This window comes from Vibrio profundi (assembly GCF_043642225.1).
Lineage (GTDB): Bacteria > Pseudomonadota > Gammaproteobacteria > Enterobacterales > Vibrionaceae > Vibrio > Vibrio profundi_A.
On sequence record NZ_JBHZSF010000006.1, the window covers coordinates 126,080 to 144,220 of the forward strand.

Consider the following 18,141-nt stretch of genomic DNA (forward strand, 5'->3'; position numbering starts at 1 on the left):
TTTTGCATCTGGAGGGAGTATTGATGCTAGTTGTTCGCCCTATTAAATTATCTGACTACGATGCGCTTCATACATGCGCCGTGGAATCAGGACATGGATTCACATCTCTTCCGGTTAACGAAGAACTGTTAACCAACCGAATTACCCACTCTGAATACAGCTTCGCTAAACCCAACGTGACTGAACCGGGTGATGAAGGCTACCTAATGGTGGGCTTTGATAGCGAAACTGGAGAAGTGGCAGGCACGACCGGCATAGAAGCATCGATTGGCTGGGACGTACCATTTTATTCTTACCATATCAGCAAAGTTGTACACTCTTCTCAAAAGCTTGGCGTGAACAATGTGGTGAAGCTGCTGACATTTGGCAATAACTACACGGGTTGTAGTGAGATCTGTACGTTGTTCTTACGCCCGGCATTTCGTGGTGGATTGAACGGCAGATTGATGTCTAAATGCCGCTTCTTAATCATGGCCGAGCACCCAGAGCGTTTCTCTGAGACGATTTTTGCAGAGATGCGTGGCGTGTCTGATGCAGAAGGCAATTCGCCTTTCTGGCAATGGCTACAAGAGCACTTTTTCTCTATCGATTTTACGCTTGCTGATTACTTAACAGGAATTGGTAAGAAAGGCTTCATTGCTGATTTGATGCCAAAGCTGCCGATCTACGTCAACCTGCTGAGTCAAGAAGCACAAGATGTGATTGGCCAAGTGCACGATAACACTCGTCCTGCATTGAAGCTGCTAGAGCGAGAAGGTTTTACTAACCGCGGTTATGTGGACATCTTCGATGCGGGTCCAACAGTAGAATGTGACCTTCGTAATATTGAATCAGTCAGACATTCAATTCGAGCCAAGGTGACGGTTGCAGAGCATTCAAGCTCTCAAGATTTCTTGATTGGTAATACCTCATTTGAAAACTTCCGCGCGGCCGCAGCAAAAGGCGCTTACGACCAAGCAAGCGATACTGTGATTTTGTCACCTGAAGTGGCAGTGGCATTGGAAGTGAAAGAAGGCGATTTTGTTCGCATGTTGGCTCAGTAAGAGCGCATTTATCTCTGTGATGAATTGAATTTAAGGAAAGTAGTATGACTCAGTGGATAGCAGGGCAGTGGGTAGCTGGCCAAGGCGAAGCAATGACTTCAGTAAGCCCTTTCAACAACGAAGTGATTTGGAAAGGCGACAGCGCGACGCCAGAGCAAGTGAACTCGGCGGTTAAAGCTGCGCGTGATGCGTTTGTGGATTGGAAAAAGCTTAGCTTTGAACAGCGTGAAGCGATCGTGTTGGCTTTTGCTGAAAAAGTAAAAGAAAACAGCGAAGAAATCGCTCAAATCATTGCGAAAGAAACGGGTAAGCCAATTTGGGAAACTCGTACTGAAGCTGGCGCTATGGCTGGAAAAATTGCGATTTCTATCCGTGCTTACCACGATCGTACTGGTGAAGCTTCACGTGAAGCCGCTGGTAATCAAATCGTACTTCGCCACCGTCCATTAGGAGTTATGGCTGTATTTGGGCCTTATAACTTCCCTGGCCACTTACCAAATGGTCACATCGTTCCGGCGCTGCTTGCAGGTAATACCGTGGTATTCAAACCTTCAGAGCAAACCCCATGGACGGGTGAGTTCGCAATGAAACTGTGGCAAGAAGCGGGCCTGCCTGCGGGTGTAATTAACCTTGTACAAGGTGCGAAGGAAACCGGTATTGCACTAGCCGACGCTAAAGGCCTTGATGGTGTGCTATTCACTGGTAGTGCGAATACGGGTCATGTTCTACATCGTCAATTTGCTGGGCAGCCAGGAAAAATGCTTGCGTTAGAGATGGGTGGTAATAACCCTATGGTTATCTCTGACCAATACGGCGATGTGGATGCGACGGTTTATACCATCATTCAATCGGCTTTCATTAGCGCTGGTCAACGTTGTACCTGTGCTCGTCGTTTATACGTGCCTGTGGGTGAGAAAGGCGATGTACTTCTGAGTAAGCTTATTGCTGCAACGCAAAAGATTCGAGTCGATCAACCTTTTGCTGAGCCAGCACCATTTATGGGACCGCAGATCTCTGAAGCGGCTGCTAAATTCATTCTGGATGCGCAGGCTAATCTGCAATCTTTAGGTGGCGTGAGCTTGGTTGAGGCGAAAGCGGGAGAAGTGGCATTTGTTACACCTGGCATTATCGATGCAACCAATATCGCTGAGCTTCCTGATGAAGAATATTTTGGCCCGCTTCTGCAAGTGGTTCGTTATGAAACATTAGAGCAGGCTGTTGAATTAGCGAACGACACGCGATTCGGTCTATCGGCAGGGTTAGTGTCTACCGATGATTCCGAATGGGAATACTTCGTTGATCATATCCGTGCTGGCATTGTAAACCGTAACCGTCAATTAACGGGAGCAAGCGGCGACGCGCCGTTTGGTGGCCCTGGTGCTTCAGGTAACCTACGCCCAAGTGCTTACTACGCAGCCGATTACTGTGCTTACCCAATGGCTTCAATGGAAGGTGGCGAAACTCAGTTGCCAGCAACCTTTAGCCCAGGTATCGAACTATAAAAACTTCTTGCTACCCTAAGGGGTAGTGAGTTGACACATCATAATAAGAATACGTACGTCACAGGTTGATGGCTCGACCTTTTGTGGGAGAGCCTTCACCTTTTAATTCAATAATTCTAGCTTGCTAGACGTCCTCGACAAGGAGTCATCATGACGCCAGATGTATTATTCACTGCTCTATGGAACGACTATATTCAACGCCTCTGCCCCTCGGCTGATAAAGTTCATCAACTGCTACAAGAAGATGAAGCGTTAATCAACGACCATATTGCTCTTCGTACCTTTAACTCGGCACCTCTTGGTATCGCGACACTGGCTCAGCCATTTTTAGATGCAGGCTATAAAGCTTGTGGTGATTATGTGTTTGAAAGTAAAAAGCTAGTTGCTAAGCACTTTGAGCACCCAGACAGCAACCAGCCAAAAGTGTTCATCAGTGAGCTAAAAGTAGAAGAGTGTTCTCCAGAGCTACAAGCAATTGTTGCAAAGCTGGTGAAGCAAGTGGACACATCGAAGTTATCTGGGCATGAGTTTTTGTCTTCAGGGCGATTATGGGATTTGAGTTTTGAAGATTACCAGACACTCGCTAAGGAAAGTGAGTACGCGTCTTGGCTTGCAGCGCATGGCTATGGTGCGAATCACTTTACCGTGAGCGTGAACCAGCTGAACGCTTTTGAGGAAGTGAAAGGGGTGAATGATCATTTACGCCAGTCTGGTTTTACGATCAATGAATCCGGTGGTGAAGTAAAAGGCACGCCAGAAGTGCTGTTAGAGCAATCTTCAACGATGGCAGACAAAGTGCCAGTTACGTTTTCAGAAGGTGTTGAGATAGTACCTGGTGGCTTCTATGAGTTTGCTAAGCGCTACCCAATGGATAATGGTGAGCTTTACACTGGTTTTGTCGCAGCATCCGCCGATAAGATTTTTGAAAGCACTAACGGTTAAGTCACTTTTTAAGAGTAAAGCTGCTGAGCTCCGTTAGGAATTGGCGGCTTTTCTTTCTTGAGATATCCGTATAGCCAATAAAACAAAAAGCCTAGCATTTGCTAGGCTTTTTAATTCTTAATAACAGAGTGCGTTATTAACGAGTACCGTAAACAACAATTGTTTTACCGTGAGCAGAAATTAGGTTTTGCTCTTCTAGCATCTTCAAGATACGACCAACGGTTTCACGAGAACAACCAACAATTTGGCCAATCTCTTGACGAGTGATCTTAATTTGCATGCCGTCTGGGTGAGTCATTGCATCAGGTTGTTTCGCTAGGTTTAGTAGCGTTTGAGCAATACGACCAGTTACGTCTAGGAAGGCTAAATCACCCACTTTTTGGCTAGTCACTTGTAGGCGGCTTGCCATTTGAGCTGATAGACGCATTAGGATATCTGGGTTCACTTGGATAAGTTGACGGAATTTCTTGAAAGAAATCTCAGCCACTTCACAAGGAGATTTAGCACGAACCCAAGCAGTACGCTCTTGGTCTTCTTCAAATAGACCAAGTTCACCGATAAAGTCACCTTGGTTTAGGTAAGAAAGGATCATTTCCTTACCTTCTTCGTCTTTGATAAGAACCGCTACAGAACCTTTAACAATGTAGTACAAGGTTTCCGCTTTCTCGCCCGCGTGAATTAGCGTGCTTTTTGAAGGGTACTTATGAATATGACAGTGTGAAAGAAACCACTCTAATGTTGGATCGGTTTGAGGTTTACCTAGAACCATAATATCTCACTTCCTCTGCAGGGTATGCTTGCCGCTTTCCGTATTAATTAGCTAAGCCTTAAATTGACTTACTAGGATAAGAGCACTTTATTAGTGCTGCAAGCTATCTTGTGTTTCGGTTTAAAATAGTATCCTTTTTCGAATACTATTTCTTGATTTTAATCGTGACAAGGCTACGTTTTTTTACGCAAAATTGTGCACATGATCACGGTATGAAAAGTAACCGTGACGAACAGCAGACGGTTAACCGATTTTACCGGTTTCAATGAGCTGTTGAAGTATTGGTCGAACGATAAGTTCCATGGCGAAACTCATCTTGCCTCCCGGTACCACAAGCGTGTTATGACGGGACATAAATGAGCCATCAATCATCGCGAGCAAGTAGGGGAAGTCGACGTTTTTAATGCCGCGTAAGCGAATGACCACAAAACTTTCGTCAAGGCTAGGGATGCCTTTTGCGTTGAGTGGGTTGGAAGTATCAACGGTTGGAACGCGTTGGAAATTAATGTGCGTACGTGAAAACTGGGGCGTAATGTAATTCAGGTAATCATCCATCGAACGAACGATAGAATCCATGACGGCTTCTCTTGAATGGCCACGGTCACGCGTATCTCGAACGAACTTTTGTATCCATTCTAGGTTAACAATTGGCACCATTCCGATCAGTAAATCAACGTGTTGGGAGACGTTAATATCGCCATCCATCACCCCGCCATGTAAACCTTCGTAGAATAAAACATCCGAATTATCTGGAATGTCTTGCCACGGAGTGAAAGTACCCGGCATTTGGTTGTATGGTACGGCTTCATCAAAGGTATGAAGGTAGCGTCGAACTTGGCCGAGCCCTTCATTTCCGTATTTACGGAAAAACTCTTCTAATGCACCAAAGTCGTTGGCTTGTGGGCCAAAATAGCTGATGTGCTTACCTTGCTCACGAGCTTTACGGATTTCTACATCCATTTCTGGACGCGTAAAACGGTGGAAGCTGTCGCCTTCGACCCACGCCGCTTTTACGTCCATCATGTTGAACATTTTTCTAAAAGCTTCTGACGTTGTAGTAGTACCGGCGCCTGAGGAACCAGTGACGGCAATTATTGGATGTTTTGCGGACATGACAACCCTTGTCTGTGTAGTAACTTACTTGTTAGCAATCGTTTTCTACTATAACACGACTTATTTTTTAGGACAGCATGACGAATGGTTACATTCGCTTGCGGAGTTGAATATCGACAGTTTCATGCAGTTCTGAAAAGACAATGACCGCTTCACCTTGAGCTAACTGGTGTTTGACCTGATCGATTTTATCTTGAAGGGATATTTCCATTTCTCCGTAGTCAGTGCCTTCACGAAGAACAAATTCTTTGATTAGATTTTCCAGCGTATCACCCGCAATCTCTTGCCAAGGAATGATCATAAATACCTCATGATTTTATGTGCTTTAGGTTTGCAGCGCTATTATGCCGAAGTTTGAATACTTTCATAGTAGGCAGGCAACGCTTCTTCTAGCCAAAATCTAGGATTAAGCGCACTACCAGTGATGAAGCCGACATGCCCACCGTGTTGGAAGAGACGGTAATCAATATTGTCGGGCAAGATAAATTTAGGGATCACGGCTTCAGTCATGAAAGGATCGTCTTTCGCATGAATGATCTGAGTTGGGAGTTTGATCTTTTTTAGCTTGTGGATCCCGGAACATTGCGCGTAATAGTCCTGAGCATTTTTGAAACCGTGGAGTGGAGCGGTGATCAGATCATCGAACTCATACAAACGCTTTATGTCTTTGATCGTTTGATCAGATATCCCTAACTCTTCCATCAATAAGTGGTGCTTCTTGAGCGCATTCTCTTTGAGTGAATCGAGTAAGTATTTACGATAAACCCGTGAGAAGCCTTGCTCTATGCGAAATGAACAAGAGGCTAGGTCGAGCGGCGCTGAGATGATGGTGGCGGCGGTGAGTAATGGATCATCGGCATAGTCTGCCAAGTAGTTGGCGAGCATGTTGCCGCCAAGTGAAATTCCGACTGCGACCTTTGGCTGGTTAGGAAAGAGCTCATTAACGTGCTGCAAAAAAAATCGAGCATCTTCGACTTCACCTGAATGATAGGCTCTCGCCAACCGGTTTGGCTTACCACTGCAGCCTCTAAAATGCATCATCACTGACAGCCAGCCATCTTCCGAAAAGGCATTCATTAGGCCATTCGCGTAAGGGCTTTCAAAGCTACCTTCTAAGCCATGGAATAAGATAAAAATCGGTTTGTGATCATGATTTTTACCTTGTGGATCTTCACTCCAAGCTAAATCAAGAAAATCGCCATCTGGCGTTTCTAAGGTTTGCCACGTCGGATGAAACAACGCCTGTTTTCTTATGAACCTCGGTACTAACGTTTGTAGATGTGGATTGGCTAAGCCGGTTGCTGCAGTGAATATTGTCATAAAGCAAACTCAGTTAAGGGATCCGTTTTAAGTAAAGTCTCGAGCTTGGTAAGCCCATGCATTAACTGAGCTTGGTCTATTGGTGAGCTGAGCGCAAGTCTCACATGTGGGCTGATGCTGCCTGCTGGTGGAGAAAATAGCTCGCCGGACTTAACGGTAACCCCTTGTTTTTCTGCTGCGACGACGAAATCACTCATTCGCCATTGCTCAGGAATGGGTAGCCAAATATGGAAGCAATCTTTCTTAAAAATTGGGTTAAATGGAGTCAAGCTATTGAGCGCTATTTCAAGGCGATCCGACACTTCTTGGCGAATTTCATCTAATACACGATCGGCGGCACCATTACTGGTCAGCTCGCAAACTAAGGCTGTCAGTAAAGGGCTGATCATCCAGCTGTGGTTTTGCAGTGTTGCCACTAAATTTTGGTACAACGCCTGTGGGGCATGCAGATAGCCCACCCTTAACCCAGGTGCGAGGATTTTCGAAAAAGCGCCGATATGAATGACGTGCTCAGGGGCAAAATTCACCAACGGCGGATTTATTTCTTCAGCGAGTAGTCCATTGATGTCGTCTTCGATGATCAAAAGGTTGTGTTGATTACACACTTCAATGATGGCTTGCCTACGTTCGGGCGACATGATGGCGGTGGTCGGGTTTTGGAATGTGGGGGTGAGATAAATGAAGCGTGCTTGGTTTTGTTTACAGGCTGCATCCAAACTTTCTGGGATCACTCCCTCTTCATCCATCTCTATCCCTTTTACGGACAATTGCTTTTGTCTCGCTAGGCTGAGTAGCCCAGGGTAAGTGTACTTTTCTACAAACAGCGTATCGCCTGCACGAGTGAAGGTATCTAATACCATTTGAATGCCGTGTTGAGCTCCAGAGCTGAACAGCAGTTGTTCTCTATTTAGCTGCACGCCCTTTTTATTTAACCATTGGCAAACTTGAGCGCGATGAGACTCAATGCCATTGGGGCTTTGGTACATCATTAACTGGTTGAGCATTTGAGGGGATTGAGAAATTATCCCCATGGCTTTGGTGAGCATGTCACTGCGCTCGATTTGCGGAGGGATGTTATAACCAAAATTACATTCGTTCTCAGACGCTTTGCTTTCGGCGAATACCCAGCTGGATTTTTGTTTATCCGTGACGTAAGTGCCTGAGCCAACCCTAGCTTCAATCAACCCTCTTCGCTCGACTTCTGCGTACGCTCGAGTGACGGTTCCCACTGTGACCTGAAGTTGGTCTGCCAACTTTCGATGGGTCGGCAGCTTTTGATTCGCTTTTAGATCACCATGATCTATTTGCTTGGATAGCTGATCGGCAATCTGTTTATACATGGGCACATTGCTGTGCTTAGATAACGTCATATCTTGAATTGTCATGGTGACAATAAACCTTTTGATTAATCAATTAACGATTGTTATGGTTATTTTGTCGACAAAAACTCATATTTACAACAATTCCTTCGAATTGTATCGATACAATTTGAGGTGTGCGACATAAGGATATTTTCATGGAGTGGCATTTCTTCTTTTCAGTAACTCTTTTTGCGATCGTGATGACAGGGACACCTGGCCCAAATAACGTCATGCTGACCGCTTCAGGCGCTAATTTTGGGTATAAACGATCCATTCCTCACTTCATTGGTATTGGGATCGGTTTGGTGAGTTTGATCATCTTAAACGGTGTGGGGCTAGGTGTACTTTTCCAAACTTACCCGATTATTCAACAAGTATTAAAGGTGCTTGGTAGCGCGTATCTGCTATACCTCGCGTGGAAGATCGCTTCTTCACGTTTAGATTCGACAGATGCAGCTAAAGTGGCGAAACCCATGACGTGTTTGCAAGCCATGCTATTTCAATACTTAAATCCTAAATCTTGGGTAATGTCGATTACAGCTGTCGGCTCATTTGCTTACAGTGATGATAGCTATTGGGTATCGGTGATGGCGATTTCAGTGATTTTTATTTTGGTGCAAATCCAGACTTCTTCAGTTTGGGTCGGGTTTGGCACGTTAATACGGCGTTGGCTATCAAGCCCGCTAGCATGGAAACGCTTTAATATAGGCATGGGTGCCTTAACGGCAAGTTGCGTGGTATTTATTTGGTAAGGGTAGGCTAGTGAGGGTTAATGGTTCGCTATTTTTGGGGCTGGTTCAGCAAAGGCGTCATATAAGGCTTCCCCTCCTAGCAAACGACAATAGCGTAGGGTTAACGGCTCATGATGATTGATGATGAGAGGTAGAGCGTTAATACAATCGACGAGATCGGACTGTTGCTGCTTCTCTAGTTGAAGTTCAAACTGCAAGGCTTCGCGATAAAGCGAGTCGACAATCTGATGCTTTAAGCGCTTTCTTAAATCTCGGTAGCTATGGAGTAATGCCTCGGAACGGCCGAGGCACTCTTGTACTTTATGCCAGTCTTCTTCATGGAACGAAACTTGTTGCTCGTCTAGCCATTTTAGAAGTAGGAGCAGATTCACGTTACCATTGTGATTGTTTTGCAAAGCTAAGCACGCATCTTTCACCTCTCGTACACTGTAGTACTGGAGGCTAAACTGCCAAAGTCTTTCTAAGGTCAGCGATATTTGTGCGTGCTCTCGGCTCATAGGCTATTTAGATCCTGCTCCATTTGTTCCAGCTCTTCTTGAGCTGACATCCAGTCCATTTCAACGTTTTCAAGCTCAGATTTACTGGTCGCTTGTAATGCTAGAACTTGATTAAGTTTAGCTTTATTTTCGGCTTCATAAAGTGAAGTGTCGGACAATTGTTGTTCTGCATCTTCTAATGCAGCACTGAGCTTATCCATTTGCTTCTCTAATTGTGTCAATTTCTTGCGAATTGGTGCTGTTAACTTCCTGAACTCAGCTTCTTTGCGTTTTTGATCTTTTTTAGCGGCTGCGCTGTTAGTGGTTTCTTTCAATGGTGCAGAAGCTTGAGCTTCTTTACGTTCGACTTTTTGCTGCTCAGTCAGCCACTTGTAGTAATCAGCAAGGTCACCATCGAATGGTGCAACTTGGCGGTCGTGTACGAGGTAAAGATCATCGGTGGTTGCGCGTAGTAAGTATCTATCGTGCGAGACAATCACCATTGCGCCTTCAAAAGTTTGCAGCGCGAAGGTCAGGGCTTGACGCATATCTAAATCTAGGTGGTTGGTTGGCTCATCGAGCAGTAACAGGTTCGGTTTCTGCCAGACCAATAATGCCAAGACTAAGCGAGCTTTCTCGCCACCTGAAAAAGGAGCCACTTTATCCAACGCTTTTTCACCTTGGAAACCAAAGCTGCCTAAGTAGTCACGCAGTTGTTGCTCGGTGTGCTTTGGTGCGATTTGCATCATGTGTTGCAACGGCGTTTCTTCAGGGTGCAGAGTTTCTAGTTGGTGCTGGGCAAAATAGCCAATTTTAACCCCTTGCGAGTAAGTTAAATCACCACCTTGTTGCTTCAGTTCCCCAGAAAGCAATTTGATCAGAGTGGATTTACCGGCCCCATTGCGACCTAGCAGACCAATACGACTTCCTGGCACTAAATTTAAACGGATTTTTTCTAGAATGAGGTTATCACCGTAACCAGCCGAGACTTCATCCATCATCATGATTGGGTTTGGAAGCGCGTCTGGCTCTCTAAATTCGAAACTGAATGGGTTGTCGAATTGAGCGGGTAGCACTTGTTCCATTTTTTCTAATGCTTTAATACGGCTTTGCGCCTGACGAGCTTTAGAAGCTTTGTAGCGGAATCGGTCAATGTAGCTTTGCATATGTGCCATTTGCTTTTGCTGCTTTTGGTACATGGCTTGCTGCAAAATGAGCTTTTGTGCGCGCTGCGTTTCAAATGAAGAGTAGTTACCGGTGTATTCATTAAGAAGCTGGTTCTCCACATGAATAATTCGATTCACGATCGGATCTAAGAAGTCCCTATCGTGCGAGATAAGGATCAAAGTGCCCGGGTAATTTTGTAACCAACGTTCGAGCCACATAACGGCGTCTAAATCTAAGTGGTTGGTTGGCTCATCGAGCAGTAATAAGTCACTGCGGCACAATAGTGCTTGCGCCAAGTTTAAACGCATTCTCCAACCACCAGAGAATTGCGTCAGGTTCCAAGTCATTTGCTCTTGGCTAAAACCTAAACCGTCTAATAATTCTGCGGCTCTTGCTTTAATGCTGTAGCCGCCGATGGTCTCAATCTTCCCATGGATTTCTGCTACCAAGGTGCCATCGTCCACTTTTTCGGCATGAGCGAGTTGCTCTTCTAAACCTCGGTACTCTCTGTCTCCGTCAATTACATATTCAATGGCGGTGCGCTCTAATGCTGGCGTTTCTTGAGCAACCCACGCTAGTTCCCAGTGAGCAGGTTGGCTAAAAGAGCCGGCATCAATTGAGAGTTCGTCTTTAATCAGAGCGAAAAGCGTAGATTTACCACAACCATTTTTGCCAACTAAACCCACCTTATCACCAGGGTGAATGGTTGCAGAGGCTTGATCAAGTAATGGCTTTCCGCCACGAAGAAGTTGAATATCAGAGAAAGTAATCATAGAGAATGCATTGAGATTTGAGGTAATTAGACGCCTGCATAGTAGGCTGAAACCAGATAAAAGTCGATCATTAAGCAATTTGGGTTATGATGCATATTGGATAACATATTGATAACCTTTGTTTTGAATTTATTGTGGCTTTGCCACCGCTTTGCTTTGTAAGGGAACCCACCAAGGAATGAATACTAGTCCGTCTACTGAAGCCGTACCGAAAGTATTGGTGATATACGCTCACCCTGAGCCTGATAATTCGATTGCCAACCAAGTCATGATCAAAAAGGTTGAGGCGCTGCCTCATGTCAAAATCCATGACTTGTACGGGGCGTACCCAGATTTCTTCATTGATGTTGCACATGAACATCAACTGTTGCTCGAACATGACATCATCATTTTCCAACACCCTCTTTATATGTATTCATGCCCATCATTATTAAAAGAATGGTTTGATCGAGTTCTTGGTAAAGGCTTTGCCTTCGGAGAACAAAGTGCCTTGCAAGGAAAGTACTGGAGAAACGTAATTACCACGGGCGGTAAAGAAGAAGCGTTTGGCGCAGACGGATACAATAAATACCCATTACAGCAGATCTTACATCCATTTGAGTTAGTAGCCTCTTTGTGTCAAATGCACTGGATTGAGCCTCTAGTATTGCACTGGTCGCGTAATGTATCTGAAATGGATCGTTATCAACATGCCGAAAAATATCGTCACTGGTTACTTAACCCATTAGCTGAACTAGAGGTTTCCCATGGCTCTGACTAATGATTTCTTACAAAGCAGCGTTATCTTTCTCTCTGCTGCAGTGGTCGCGGTACCCCTTGCACAAAGGGCTGGGCTAGGTTCCGTTCTTGGTTATTTATTAGCGGGGGTCGCGATTGGCCCGTGGGGATTCGGGCTCATCAGTGATGTTGAAGAAATTCTGCACTTCTCTGAATTTGGGGTGGTGTTGCTGCTCTTTCTGATTGGTTTAGAGCTGAATCCTAAGAAACTGTGGCAAATGCGAGGGCCAATTTTAGGACTTGGCGGAGCGCAAGTTGTATTCACAACTGTATTGATAGCTTTGGTGGCCAATGTGTTTGTCGATACTTGGCAAACCAGCTTAGTGATAGGCATGGGCTTGGCCCTGTCGTCCACCGCAATTGCTTTGAGAGTGATAGAAGAAAGAGGGCTTGCCGGAAAAGAAGCCGGGCATTCTGGTTTCGCTGTACTGCTATTCCAAGACATCGCGGTTATTCCAATGCTTGCTATATTACCGCTATTAGCGGGTAGCACCGGAGGTGGGTGGCAAGATGCACTATGGATGGTTGGAGGGGTTATTGGCCTTTTCATCGGTGGGCATTACTTATTGAGACCGCTTTTCCGTTATGTCGTGATGAGCGGGGTGCGAGAGCTCTTCACGGTAGCGGCATTGCTGTTAGTGATTGGCATTGCGGTACTGATGCAAAAAATTGGCTTATCAATGGCGCTCGGAACTTTTCTTGCAGGTGTGCTGTTAGCCGAGAGTGAATACCGTCATGAGCTAGAAATTGCTATCGAACCATTCAAAGGGTTGCTGCTAGGGCTATTTTTCATTTCAGTTGGAATGGCGGTGAACCTTGGGCTACTTGCTTTGGCTCCCTTTGCTGTGCTTATTGCGGTTGCAGGGCTAGTAATCACAAAAGGGTGCGTGCTGTACATCTTAGCGCGCGTTTTTAATATCAGTGCTAAAGCGAGAAGTCGTATGGCGATGATATTAAGCCAAGGTGGGGAGTTTGCATTTGTCATCTTTACGGCCGCGAGTGCTCAAGGCATTCTCTCGGGAGAGCAATCGGCATTCTTGTTAGTTGTGGTGAGCCTTTCGATGGTTACCACACCACTTATGCTTAAGCTGCAGGACAAATGGTTTGCTAAGAAGTTGAATCAATTTGGGGAAGATTCGATGTCGAGTGATGTGATTGACCGAAGCCCTCGCGTCATCATCGCTGGGTTTGGTCGTTTCGGACAAATCATCGGCCGCTTGATGTACGCCAATAAGATTCGAATTACGGTATTGGAAAGTGATGCGAGTCAAATTCAACTATTGCGTAAGTTTGGTTATAAGGTGTTTTACGGAGATGCAACCCAGTTAGATTTGTTGAGAGCTGCCGGCGCTGACAAAGCGGAAGCCATCGTGATCTGTACCGATTCCCCTGATGAAATCATGAAGATTGTTGAGTTGTGTAAACATCATTTCCCTAGATTGACAATCCTAGCCAGAGCACGTAGCCGTGTTGAAGCGTATCAATTGATTAACCATGGCGTTGATAATTACTCTCGTGAGACTTTCTTAGGTGCACTGGATTTAGGACGACAAGTATTAACAGAATTAGGCATGCATCCATATCAAGCTAAGCGAGCAGAAGCGCATTTTAAGAAGCTGGATAATGCTATGCTCAAAGAGTTGCTGCCTCAGCACACAGAAGACAAAGAATTAGCCTTAAGAGCTAAAGAAGCCCGTAAAGAGTTGGAAGAGATCTTTGGACATGAAATGGAAAATGATCGTCAGACTCGTAATTACTGGTAGTAGATAAGTTGTAGAAAGGATGTAGACGTGAAACAGAAGAAACGCTTTATTGCAGGGGCGAGTTGTCCAAGCTGTAAAACTCAAGATACTTTACGCTGGTGGATTGAAAATAATATAGAACTGGTCGAGTGCGTCGAGTGCGATTTTTCAGAACAGCGCAAGCCAAAAGCTGTAGAGAAAAATGAACACGGGCAACAAGAAATGATTGGTATTTTTAAACCGGAATGATTGAGTTTCGGTAATTTGTCCCCATAATGTTTGGGAACAGAATTTATTCCTAGGGCCTAGCGTAACAGCCTAGGACCTAACCTCCTTGGAGCATCCATGAAAATTGAAAAGAATGTAGTAGTTAGCGTAGCGTACCAAGTTAAGCTTGAAGACGGTGTAGTTGTTGATCAATCAACAGCTGAAGCTCCGCTAGATTACCTTCACGGTCACAACAACCTAATCACGGGTCTTGAAAAAGAACTAGACGGCAAAGTGGCTGGCGATAAATTCTCAGCAACGGTAACTCCAGAAGATGCATACGGTGAGCACAATGATGCGCTAGTACAGCGTGTTCCTGCTGATGTTTTCCAAGGCGTTGAAGAAATTGAAGTGGGTATGCGTTTCCTAGCGGACACAGACCAAGGTCCTATCCCAGTTGAAGTGACAGAAGTTGACGGTGACGAAGTCGTTGTTGATGGTAACCATATGCTAGCAGGCCAAACTTTAACATTTGACGTTGAGGTTGTAGCGGTTCGTGAAGCAACTGAAGAAGAAATTCAACACGGTCATGTACACCAAGCTGGTGGTTGTGGTAGCCACGATCATGACCACGAAGGCGGTTGCTGTGGTGGCGAAGGCCATGACCACGGTGAAGAGAAAAAAGACGGCTGCTGCGGCGGCGGTAGCTGTGGTTCTCACTAATACCGAACTAACGGTTTAGTTTTAGAATATGAAAGCCTCCCTTGTGGAGGCTTTTTTCGTATTGGGATTGTTGTTTCTAAGCGAGAGCAATAATGCTAACGAAAAGATTTGTTGTGGCTATCAGACATCGGGCTTTGGATATGATATTGATAGCGACAAATCATAAGAATATGTCAGTGGAGAATTTACATGTCACAGCCTTTTTCAATTGCGATTCATGGTGGAGCTGGAACCATCTTGCGAGAGCAAATGAGTGAAGAATTAAAAGCGGGCATTACCGAGGATTTGGAAAAGTCGGTTTTGGCTGGCTACCACGTGTTGCAATCGGGGGGCGATGCTTTGGATGCGGTAGTTGCATCGGTCAAAGTGATGGAGGATAGCCCTCATTTCAACGCAGGTAAGGGCTCTGTTCTGACGCATGATGAATTTGTTGAGATGGATGCTTCTGTCATGCATGGTCGCGAAATGGATGCGGGCGCCATTGCTGGCGTACGTCACATTAAAAATCCAATCGAACTTGCTCGCGATGTGATGCTAAAAAGCGATCATGTGTTACTGATTGGTGAAGGTGCCGAGAAGTTTGCCTTTGAACATGACTATACCTTTACCGAGCAGGACTATTTCTTCACTGAACGCCGTTATGACCAGCTTCAATCGATGAAAGAGAAAGGTCTCTTTGCTCTGTCTGAAGCGAAATACGATGAGCAGCAAGTTGACAAATATCCAGATGACAAAAAGTACGGCACAGTCGGTGCGGTGGCGTTAGACCAAGCAGGGAACTTAGGGGCTGCGACCAGCACCGGTGGTGTCACTAATAAGAAATACGGTCGCGTGGGAGACTCGCCAATCATTGGTGCGGGAACCATTGCCGAGAATGGAATTGTTGCGGTTTCAACAACCGGCATGGGTGAGTTCTTTTTAAGAAGAATGGTGGCCAGTGATGTGGCTGCACGCATCCGTTATCTTAAAGAAGACGTTCATACCGCATGTGAACATATCATCCAAGGTGAATTAAAAAGCATGGGCGGTGAAGGCGGTTTGATTGCAATTGACGGCCAAGGCGATATTCACTTCGGTATGAACAGTTCTGGGATGTACCGTGCCAGCGTCGACACTTCAGGGCGCGTCGAAGTTAAAATCTATGCCGATGAATAACTTGTGGGATTTGAGGTAACAGCAAGTGGCTGTTACCTCCCTTTTAGCAGATTAATAGTGAGGAGGCGGGGTCTCTTCAGATGCATCTGCTAGATTTGAATTATCCATATTTTTCACTTTACCCACCATGTACTTCATTTGATCTTGCATCTTGGAGATCAATAGCTGTTGTTGAGTCAGTGCTTCGTTTAGCTCATCGATGGTTTGCTCTTGAAACGCCAATTTGCATTCAAGATCGTCAATTCGATTGATCAAAGTTTGAGTATCGGTATCAGTCATTTTAATTGTCGATTTTCCAAGCTTGTGCAATACCTGCGGATGTGGCGGTAATCACGCGCTGCTGTGAATCAAAGGCTGCATCATACACTACCGCACGCGGAGGGCGAGTATCTTTTAATGGCTCAACATCGTAGTTAGAAATACGTTTCCCTGTTTCAGTATCCCAAAGGCTCACTCGACCAGAAGGTGTGCCAGTAATGAGTTGACTGCCATCATCAGAAAAGCGAGCGCTAGAAAAAATTAGCTGCCTTGACCAACTGCTTAGTTGTGAACGTTCCTCGCCTGAGTCTAAATCCCAAACGATGGCTTGATTACCTCCATCGGAGGTAAATGCCAGCTTGCCATCACGCTGTAAAGCCACTCTATTCACGCGTTGTTCATGTTCGAAAGTGCGTAATACCAGTCCTGAGCGAGTATCCCATAGATAAGCTTTATAGTCGTTTCCGCCAGATAACGCGAATCGACCGTTAGGAGATAAGGCAACGGAATTAACTTTTTCTCTGTGGGCAAGGAACTCTAAGCGACGACCGGTGACTAAGTCCACATAGATGGCTTTTCCATTGGATAAGCCAAGTAATACTTGTTCACCATTGCTAGAGATATCCACATCACGGATCAAACCATCTGAAATGGACCATAAACCTTCCGATTGGGTCCATGATAAATCCCAAACAGCAAAATTGATTTGGCTTGCGGTAACGGCATAGCGGCCATTGTCTGAGATTCGAATTCGATTGACTGAGTGGGCTTCTTGGTCTTGTTGGCCGAGTTGAGCGAGCTCTTTATTTTCGGCTAAATCCCAGAGCAATAAGTGCTTTTGTTTAGAATAAAGAAGGGCGAATCGGCCTTCTCGACTAAGGGCAAAGCTGGTGGTGCCGTTAGGCTCTATTTCCCAGCGTTCTACGTCCTTGGTAGAGAAAAAACAGCCATTTAACATGGTGATGACAATAAAGCATAGTAATGAGTGAGAAATTATTCGCATTACATCTAATAATCCGGTTTGTGTCGACAGACATATAACTAGTATATTGGTATAACTAACATATTCACACCAATCTAATTATAAGATTTGTGCACAATAACCAATGGCTTGGCCATTAATTGGAGAATTTAATGAAATCAGTTTTAAAAGTATCGCTGCTTGCTGCGACGGTAATGTTAGCAGTTGGTTGTCAGAAAGAAGAACCAAAAGCAGAAGCGCCTCAAACTGAGCAAGTTCAAGCTGAAATGGCAAAAGCTGTTGAGTTCAAAACTGAAGATGATAAAGCGGCATACGCGATTGGTATTTCTTTCGCAAATTACCTAAGCACTAGCATCGATAAGCCGAGCGAGCTAGGAATCAACCTGAACAAAGATTTAGTACTAAAAGGTATTGAACACGTTTTCGCGGGTAACCCTGAATTAAATGAAGAGGAAACGCGTGCAGCACTTGAAGCGCTTGATAAGCGTGTAGCTGAAACGATGCAAGCTCAAGCTGCGGAAAAGTCAGCAGCAGCTAAGCAAGCGGGTGATGATTTCCGCACTGAATTTTCAAAAGAAGATGGTGTAACCAAAACAGATTCAGGCCTACTTTACCAAGTAGTCACAGCGGCTGAAGGTGAGTCTCCAAAAGATACTGATACGGTTCAAGTGCATTACAAAGGTACACTTATTGATGGAACTCAGTTCGACAGCTCATACGATCGTGGCGAACCTGCAACTTTCCCATTAAACCGTGTAATTCCTGGTTGGACAGAAGGTGTTCAACTGATGCAAGTGGGCTCTAAGTACAAGTTCGTTATCCCGCCTGAGCTAGCATACGGTGAGCAAGATACCCCGACAATCCCAGCAAACTCAACGTTGGTTTTCGAAGTTGAGCTTCTGAAAATTGATAACGGCGAAGAGACAGCGACTCAGTAATAAGAGCTGTTTAATAAATATAAAAGGCCTAACTTAGTTAGGCCTTTGTTGTTTCTGTCGCGATGAAATTAATAAAATTGAATTTTAATACTTGTCCTAAATCACTAGTTGCTATGTTAGCTAGGTGTGCAATTAAAATTT

19 protein-coding genes are annotated in these 18,141 nt (G+C 45.0%); 10 read left to right on the plus strand and 9 right to left on the minus strand.

Annotated features, from left to right (window positions below; all coding sequences use genetic code 11):
* Positions 1 to 23: 23 nt before the first annotated feature.
* The 3 genes from astA to ACHUFI_RS11565 all read left to right on the plus strand — a co-directional run bounded on the left by astA (position 24) and on the right by ACHUFI_RS11565 (position 3,487).
* Positions 24 to 1,043, plus strand: coding sequence for an arginine N-succinyltransferase (gene astA, locus ACHUFI_RS11555; protein ID WP_394249258.1), 1,020 nt, complete (start codon positions 24 to 26; stop codon positions 1,041 to 1,043).
* A gap of 44 nt (positions 1,044 to 1,087) precedes the next feature.
* On the plus strand, positions 1,088 to 2,545 hold the full coding sequence (gene astD, locus ACHUFI_RS11560) for a succinylglutamate-semialdehyde dehydrogenase (RefSeq protein ID WP_394249260.1): 1,458 nt from the start codon (positions 1,088 to 1,090) through the stop codon (positions 2,543 to 2,545).
* 150 nt (positions 2,546 to 2,695) lie between these two features.
* Positions 2,696 to 3,487 (plus strand): DUF1338 domain-containing protein, encoded by a 792-nt coding sequence (locus ACHUFI_RS11565; protein WP_394249262.1) that lies wholly within the window; start codon positions 2,696 to 2,698, stop codon positions 3,485 to 3,487.
* 136 nt (positions 3,488 to 3,623) lie between these two features.
* Here ACHUFI_RS11565 and crp read toward each other — a convergent pair whose 3' ends face one another.
* From crp to ACHUFI_RS11590, 5 genes are all read right to left on the minus strand, one after another.
* Positions 3,624 to 4,256, minus strand: a complete 633-nt coding sequence (crp, locus tag ACHUFI_RS11570; protein ID WP_004410522.1) for a cAMP-activated global transcriptional regulator CRP — start codon at positions 4,254 to 4,256, stop codon at positions 3,624 to 3,626.
* 243 nt (positions 4,257 to 4,499) lie between these two features.
* Positions 4,500 to 5,369 (minus strand): phosphoribulokinase, encoded by an 870-nt coding sequence (locus ACHUFI_RS11575; protein ID WP_394249264.1) that lies wholly within the window; start codon positions 5,367 to 5,369, stop codon positions 4,500 to 4,502.
* Between the two features lie 88 nt (positions 5,370 to 5,457).
* Entirely contained in the window at positions 5,458 to 5,670 is a 213-nt protein-coding gene (locus ACHUFI_RS11580; RefSeq protein ID WP_394249266.1) for a YheU family protein, read from the minus strand.
* A gap of 41 nt (positions 5,671 to 5,711) precedes the next feature.
* Positions 5,712 to 6,689, minus strand: a complete 978-nt coding sequence (locus tag ACHUFI_RS11585; protein WP_394249268.1) for a hydrolase — start codon at positions 6,687 to 6,689, stop codon at positions 5,712 to 5,714.
* The gene (locus tag ACHUFI_RS11590) at positions 6,686 to 8,074 is read right to left on the minus strand and encodes an aminotransferase-like domain-containing protein (protein ID WP_394249270.1); all 1,389 of its coding nucleotides are present in this window, start codon (positions 8,072 to 8,074) and stop codon (positions 6,686 to 6,688) included. Before ACHUFI_RS11590 ends, ACHUFI_RS11585 begins: the two co-directional genes overlap by 4 nt.
* A 131-nt stretch (positions 8,075 to 8,205) precedes the next feature.
* Between ACHUFI_RS11590 and ACHUFI_RS11595 the strand changes: the two genes are divergently transcribed.
* Positions 8,206 to 8,802 (plus strand): LysE family translocator, encoded by a 597-nt coding sequence (locus tag ACHUFI_RS11595; protein ID WP_394249272.1) that lies wholly within the window; start codon positions 8,206 to 8,208, stop codon positions 8,800 to 8,802.
* 17 nt (positions 8,803 to 8,819) lie between these two features.
* Here the strand turns inward: ACHUFI_RS11595 and ACHUFI_RS11600 are convergent, their stop codons facing one another.
* The gene (locus ACHUFI_RS11600; RefSeq protein ID WP_394249274.1) at positions 8,820 to 9,299 is read right to left on the minus strand and encodes a TIGR02444 family protein; all 480 of its coding nucleotides are present in this window, start codon (positions 9,297 to 9,299) and stop codon (positions 8,820 to 8,822) included.
* The gene (locus ACHUFI_RS11605; protein ID WP_394249276.1) at positions 9,296 to 11,218 is read right to left on the minus strand and encodes an ABC transporter ATP-binding protein; all 1,923 of its coding nucleotides are present in this window, start codon (positions 11,216 to 11,218) and stop codon (positions 9,296 to 9,298) included. Before ACHUFI_RS11605 ends, ACHUFI_RS11600 begins: the two co-directional genes overlap by 4 nt.
* A gap of 178 nt (positions 11,219 to 11,396) precedes the next feature.
* Between ACHUFI_RS11605 and kefG the strand changes: the two genes are divergently transcribed.
* From kefG to ACHUFI_RS11630, 5 genes are all read left to right on the plus strand, one after another.
* Positions 11,397 to 11,978: a glutathione-regulated potassium-efflux system ancillary protein KefG gene (gene kefG, locus ACHUFI_RS11610; RefSeq protein WP_394249278.1), complete on the plus strand. Its 582-nt coding sequence runs from the start codon at positions 11,397 to 11,399 to the stop codon at positions 11,976 to 11,978.
* Positions 11,965 to 13,758, plus strand: a complete 1,794-nt coding sequence (kefB, locus tag ACHUFI_RS11615; protein WP_394249280.1) for a glutathione-regulated potassium-efflux system protein KefB — start codon at positions 11,965 to 11,967, stop codon at positions 13,756 to 13,758. The genes kefG and kefB overlap by 14 nt, the downstream gene beginning before the upstream one ends.
* A 27-nt stretch (positions 13,759 to 13,785) precedes the next feature.
* Complete coding sequence (locus tag ACHUFI_RS11620; RefSeq protein ID WP_394249282.1) at positions 13,786 to 13,986, plus strand: YheV family putative zinc ribbon protein; 201 nt, start codon at positions 13,786 to 13,788, stop codon at positions 13,984 to 13,986.
* 96 nt (positions 13,987 to 14,082) lie between these two features.
* Positions 14,083 to 14,667 (plus strand): peptidylprolyl isomerase, encoded by a 585-nt coding sequence (slyD, locus tag ACHUFI_RS11625; protein ID WP_394249284.1) that lies wholly within the window; start codon positions 14,083 to 14,085, stop codon positions 14,665 to 14,667.
* A gap of 189 nt (positions 14,668 to 14,856) precedes the next feature.
* Positions 14,857 to 15,822: an isoaspartyl peptidase/L-asparaginase family protein gene (locus ACHUFI_RS11630; protein ID WP_394249286.1), complete on the plus strand. Its 966-nt coding sequence runs from the start codon at positions 14,857 to 14,859 to the stop codon at positions 15,820 to 15,822.
* A gap of 51 nt (positions 15,823 to 15,873) precedes the next feature.
* Here the strand turns inward: ACHUFI_RS11630 and ACHUFI_RS11635 are convergent, their stop codons facing one another.
* Positions 15,874 to 16,101 carry a SlyX family protein gene (locus ACHUFI_RS11635; protein ID WP_394249288.1) on the minus strand — a complete coding sequence of 76 codons (228 nt, stop codon included), beginning with the start codon at positions 16,099 to 16,101 and terminating at the stop codon, positions 15,874 to 15,876.
* Position 16,102: 1 nt separating this feature from the next.
* On the minus strand, positions 16,103 to 17,083 hold the full coding sequence (locus tag ACHUFI_RS11640) for a WD40 repeat domain-containing protein (RefSeq protein WP_394249290.1): 981 nt from the start codon (positions 17,081 to 17,083) through the stop codon (positions 16,103 to 16,105).
* Between the two features lie 131 nt (positions 17,084 to 17,214).
* Here ACHUFI_RS11640 and fkpA point away from each other — a divergent pair, with 131 nt between their 5' ends.
* On the plus strand, positions 17,215 to 18,000 hold the full coding sequence (gene fkpA / locus ACHUFI_RS11645; RefSeq protein ID WP_394249292.1) for an FKBP-type peptidyl-prolyl cis-trans isomerase: 786 nt from the start codon (positions 17,215 to 17,217) through the stop codon (positions 17,998 to 18,000).
* Positions 18,001 to 18,141: the final 141 nt, after the last annotated feature.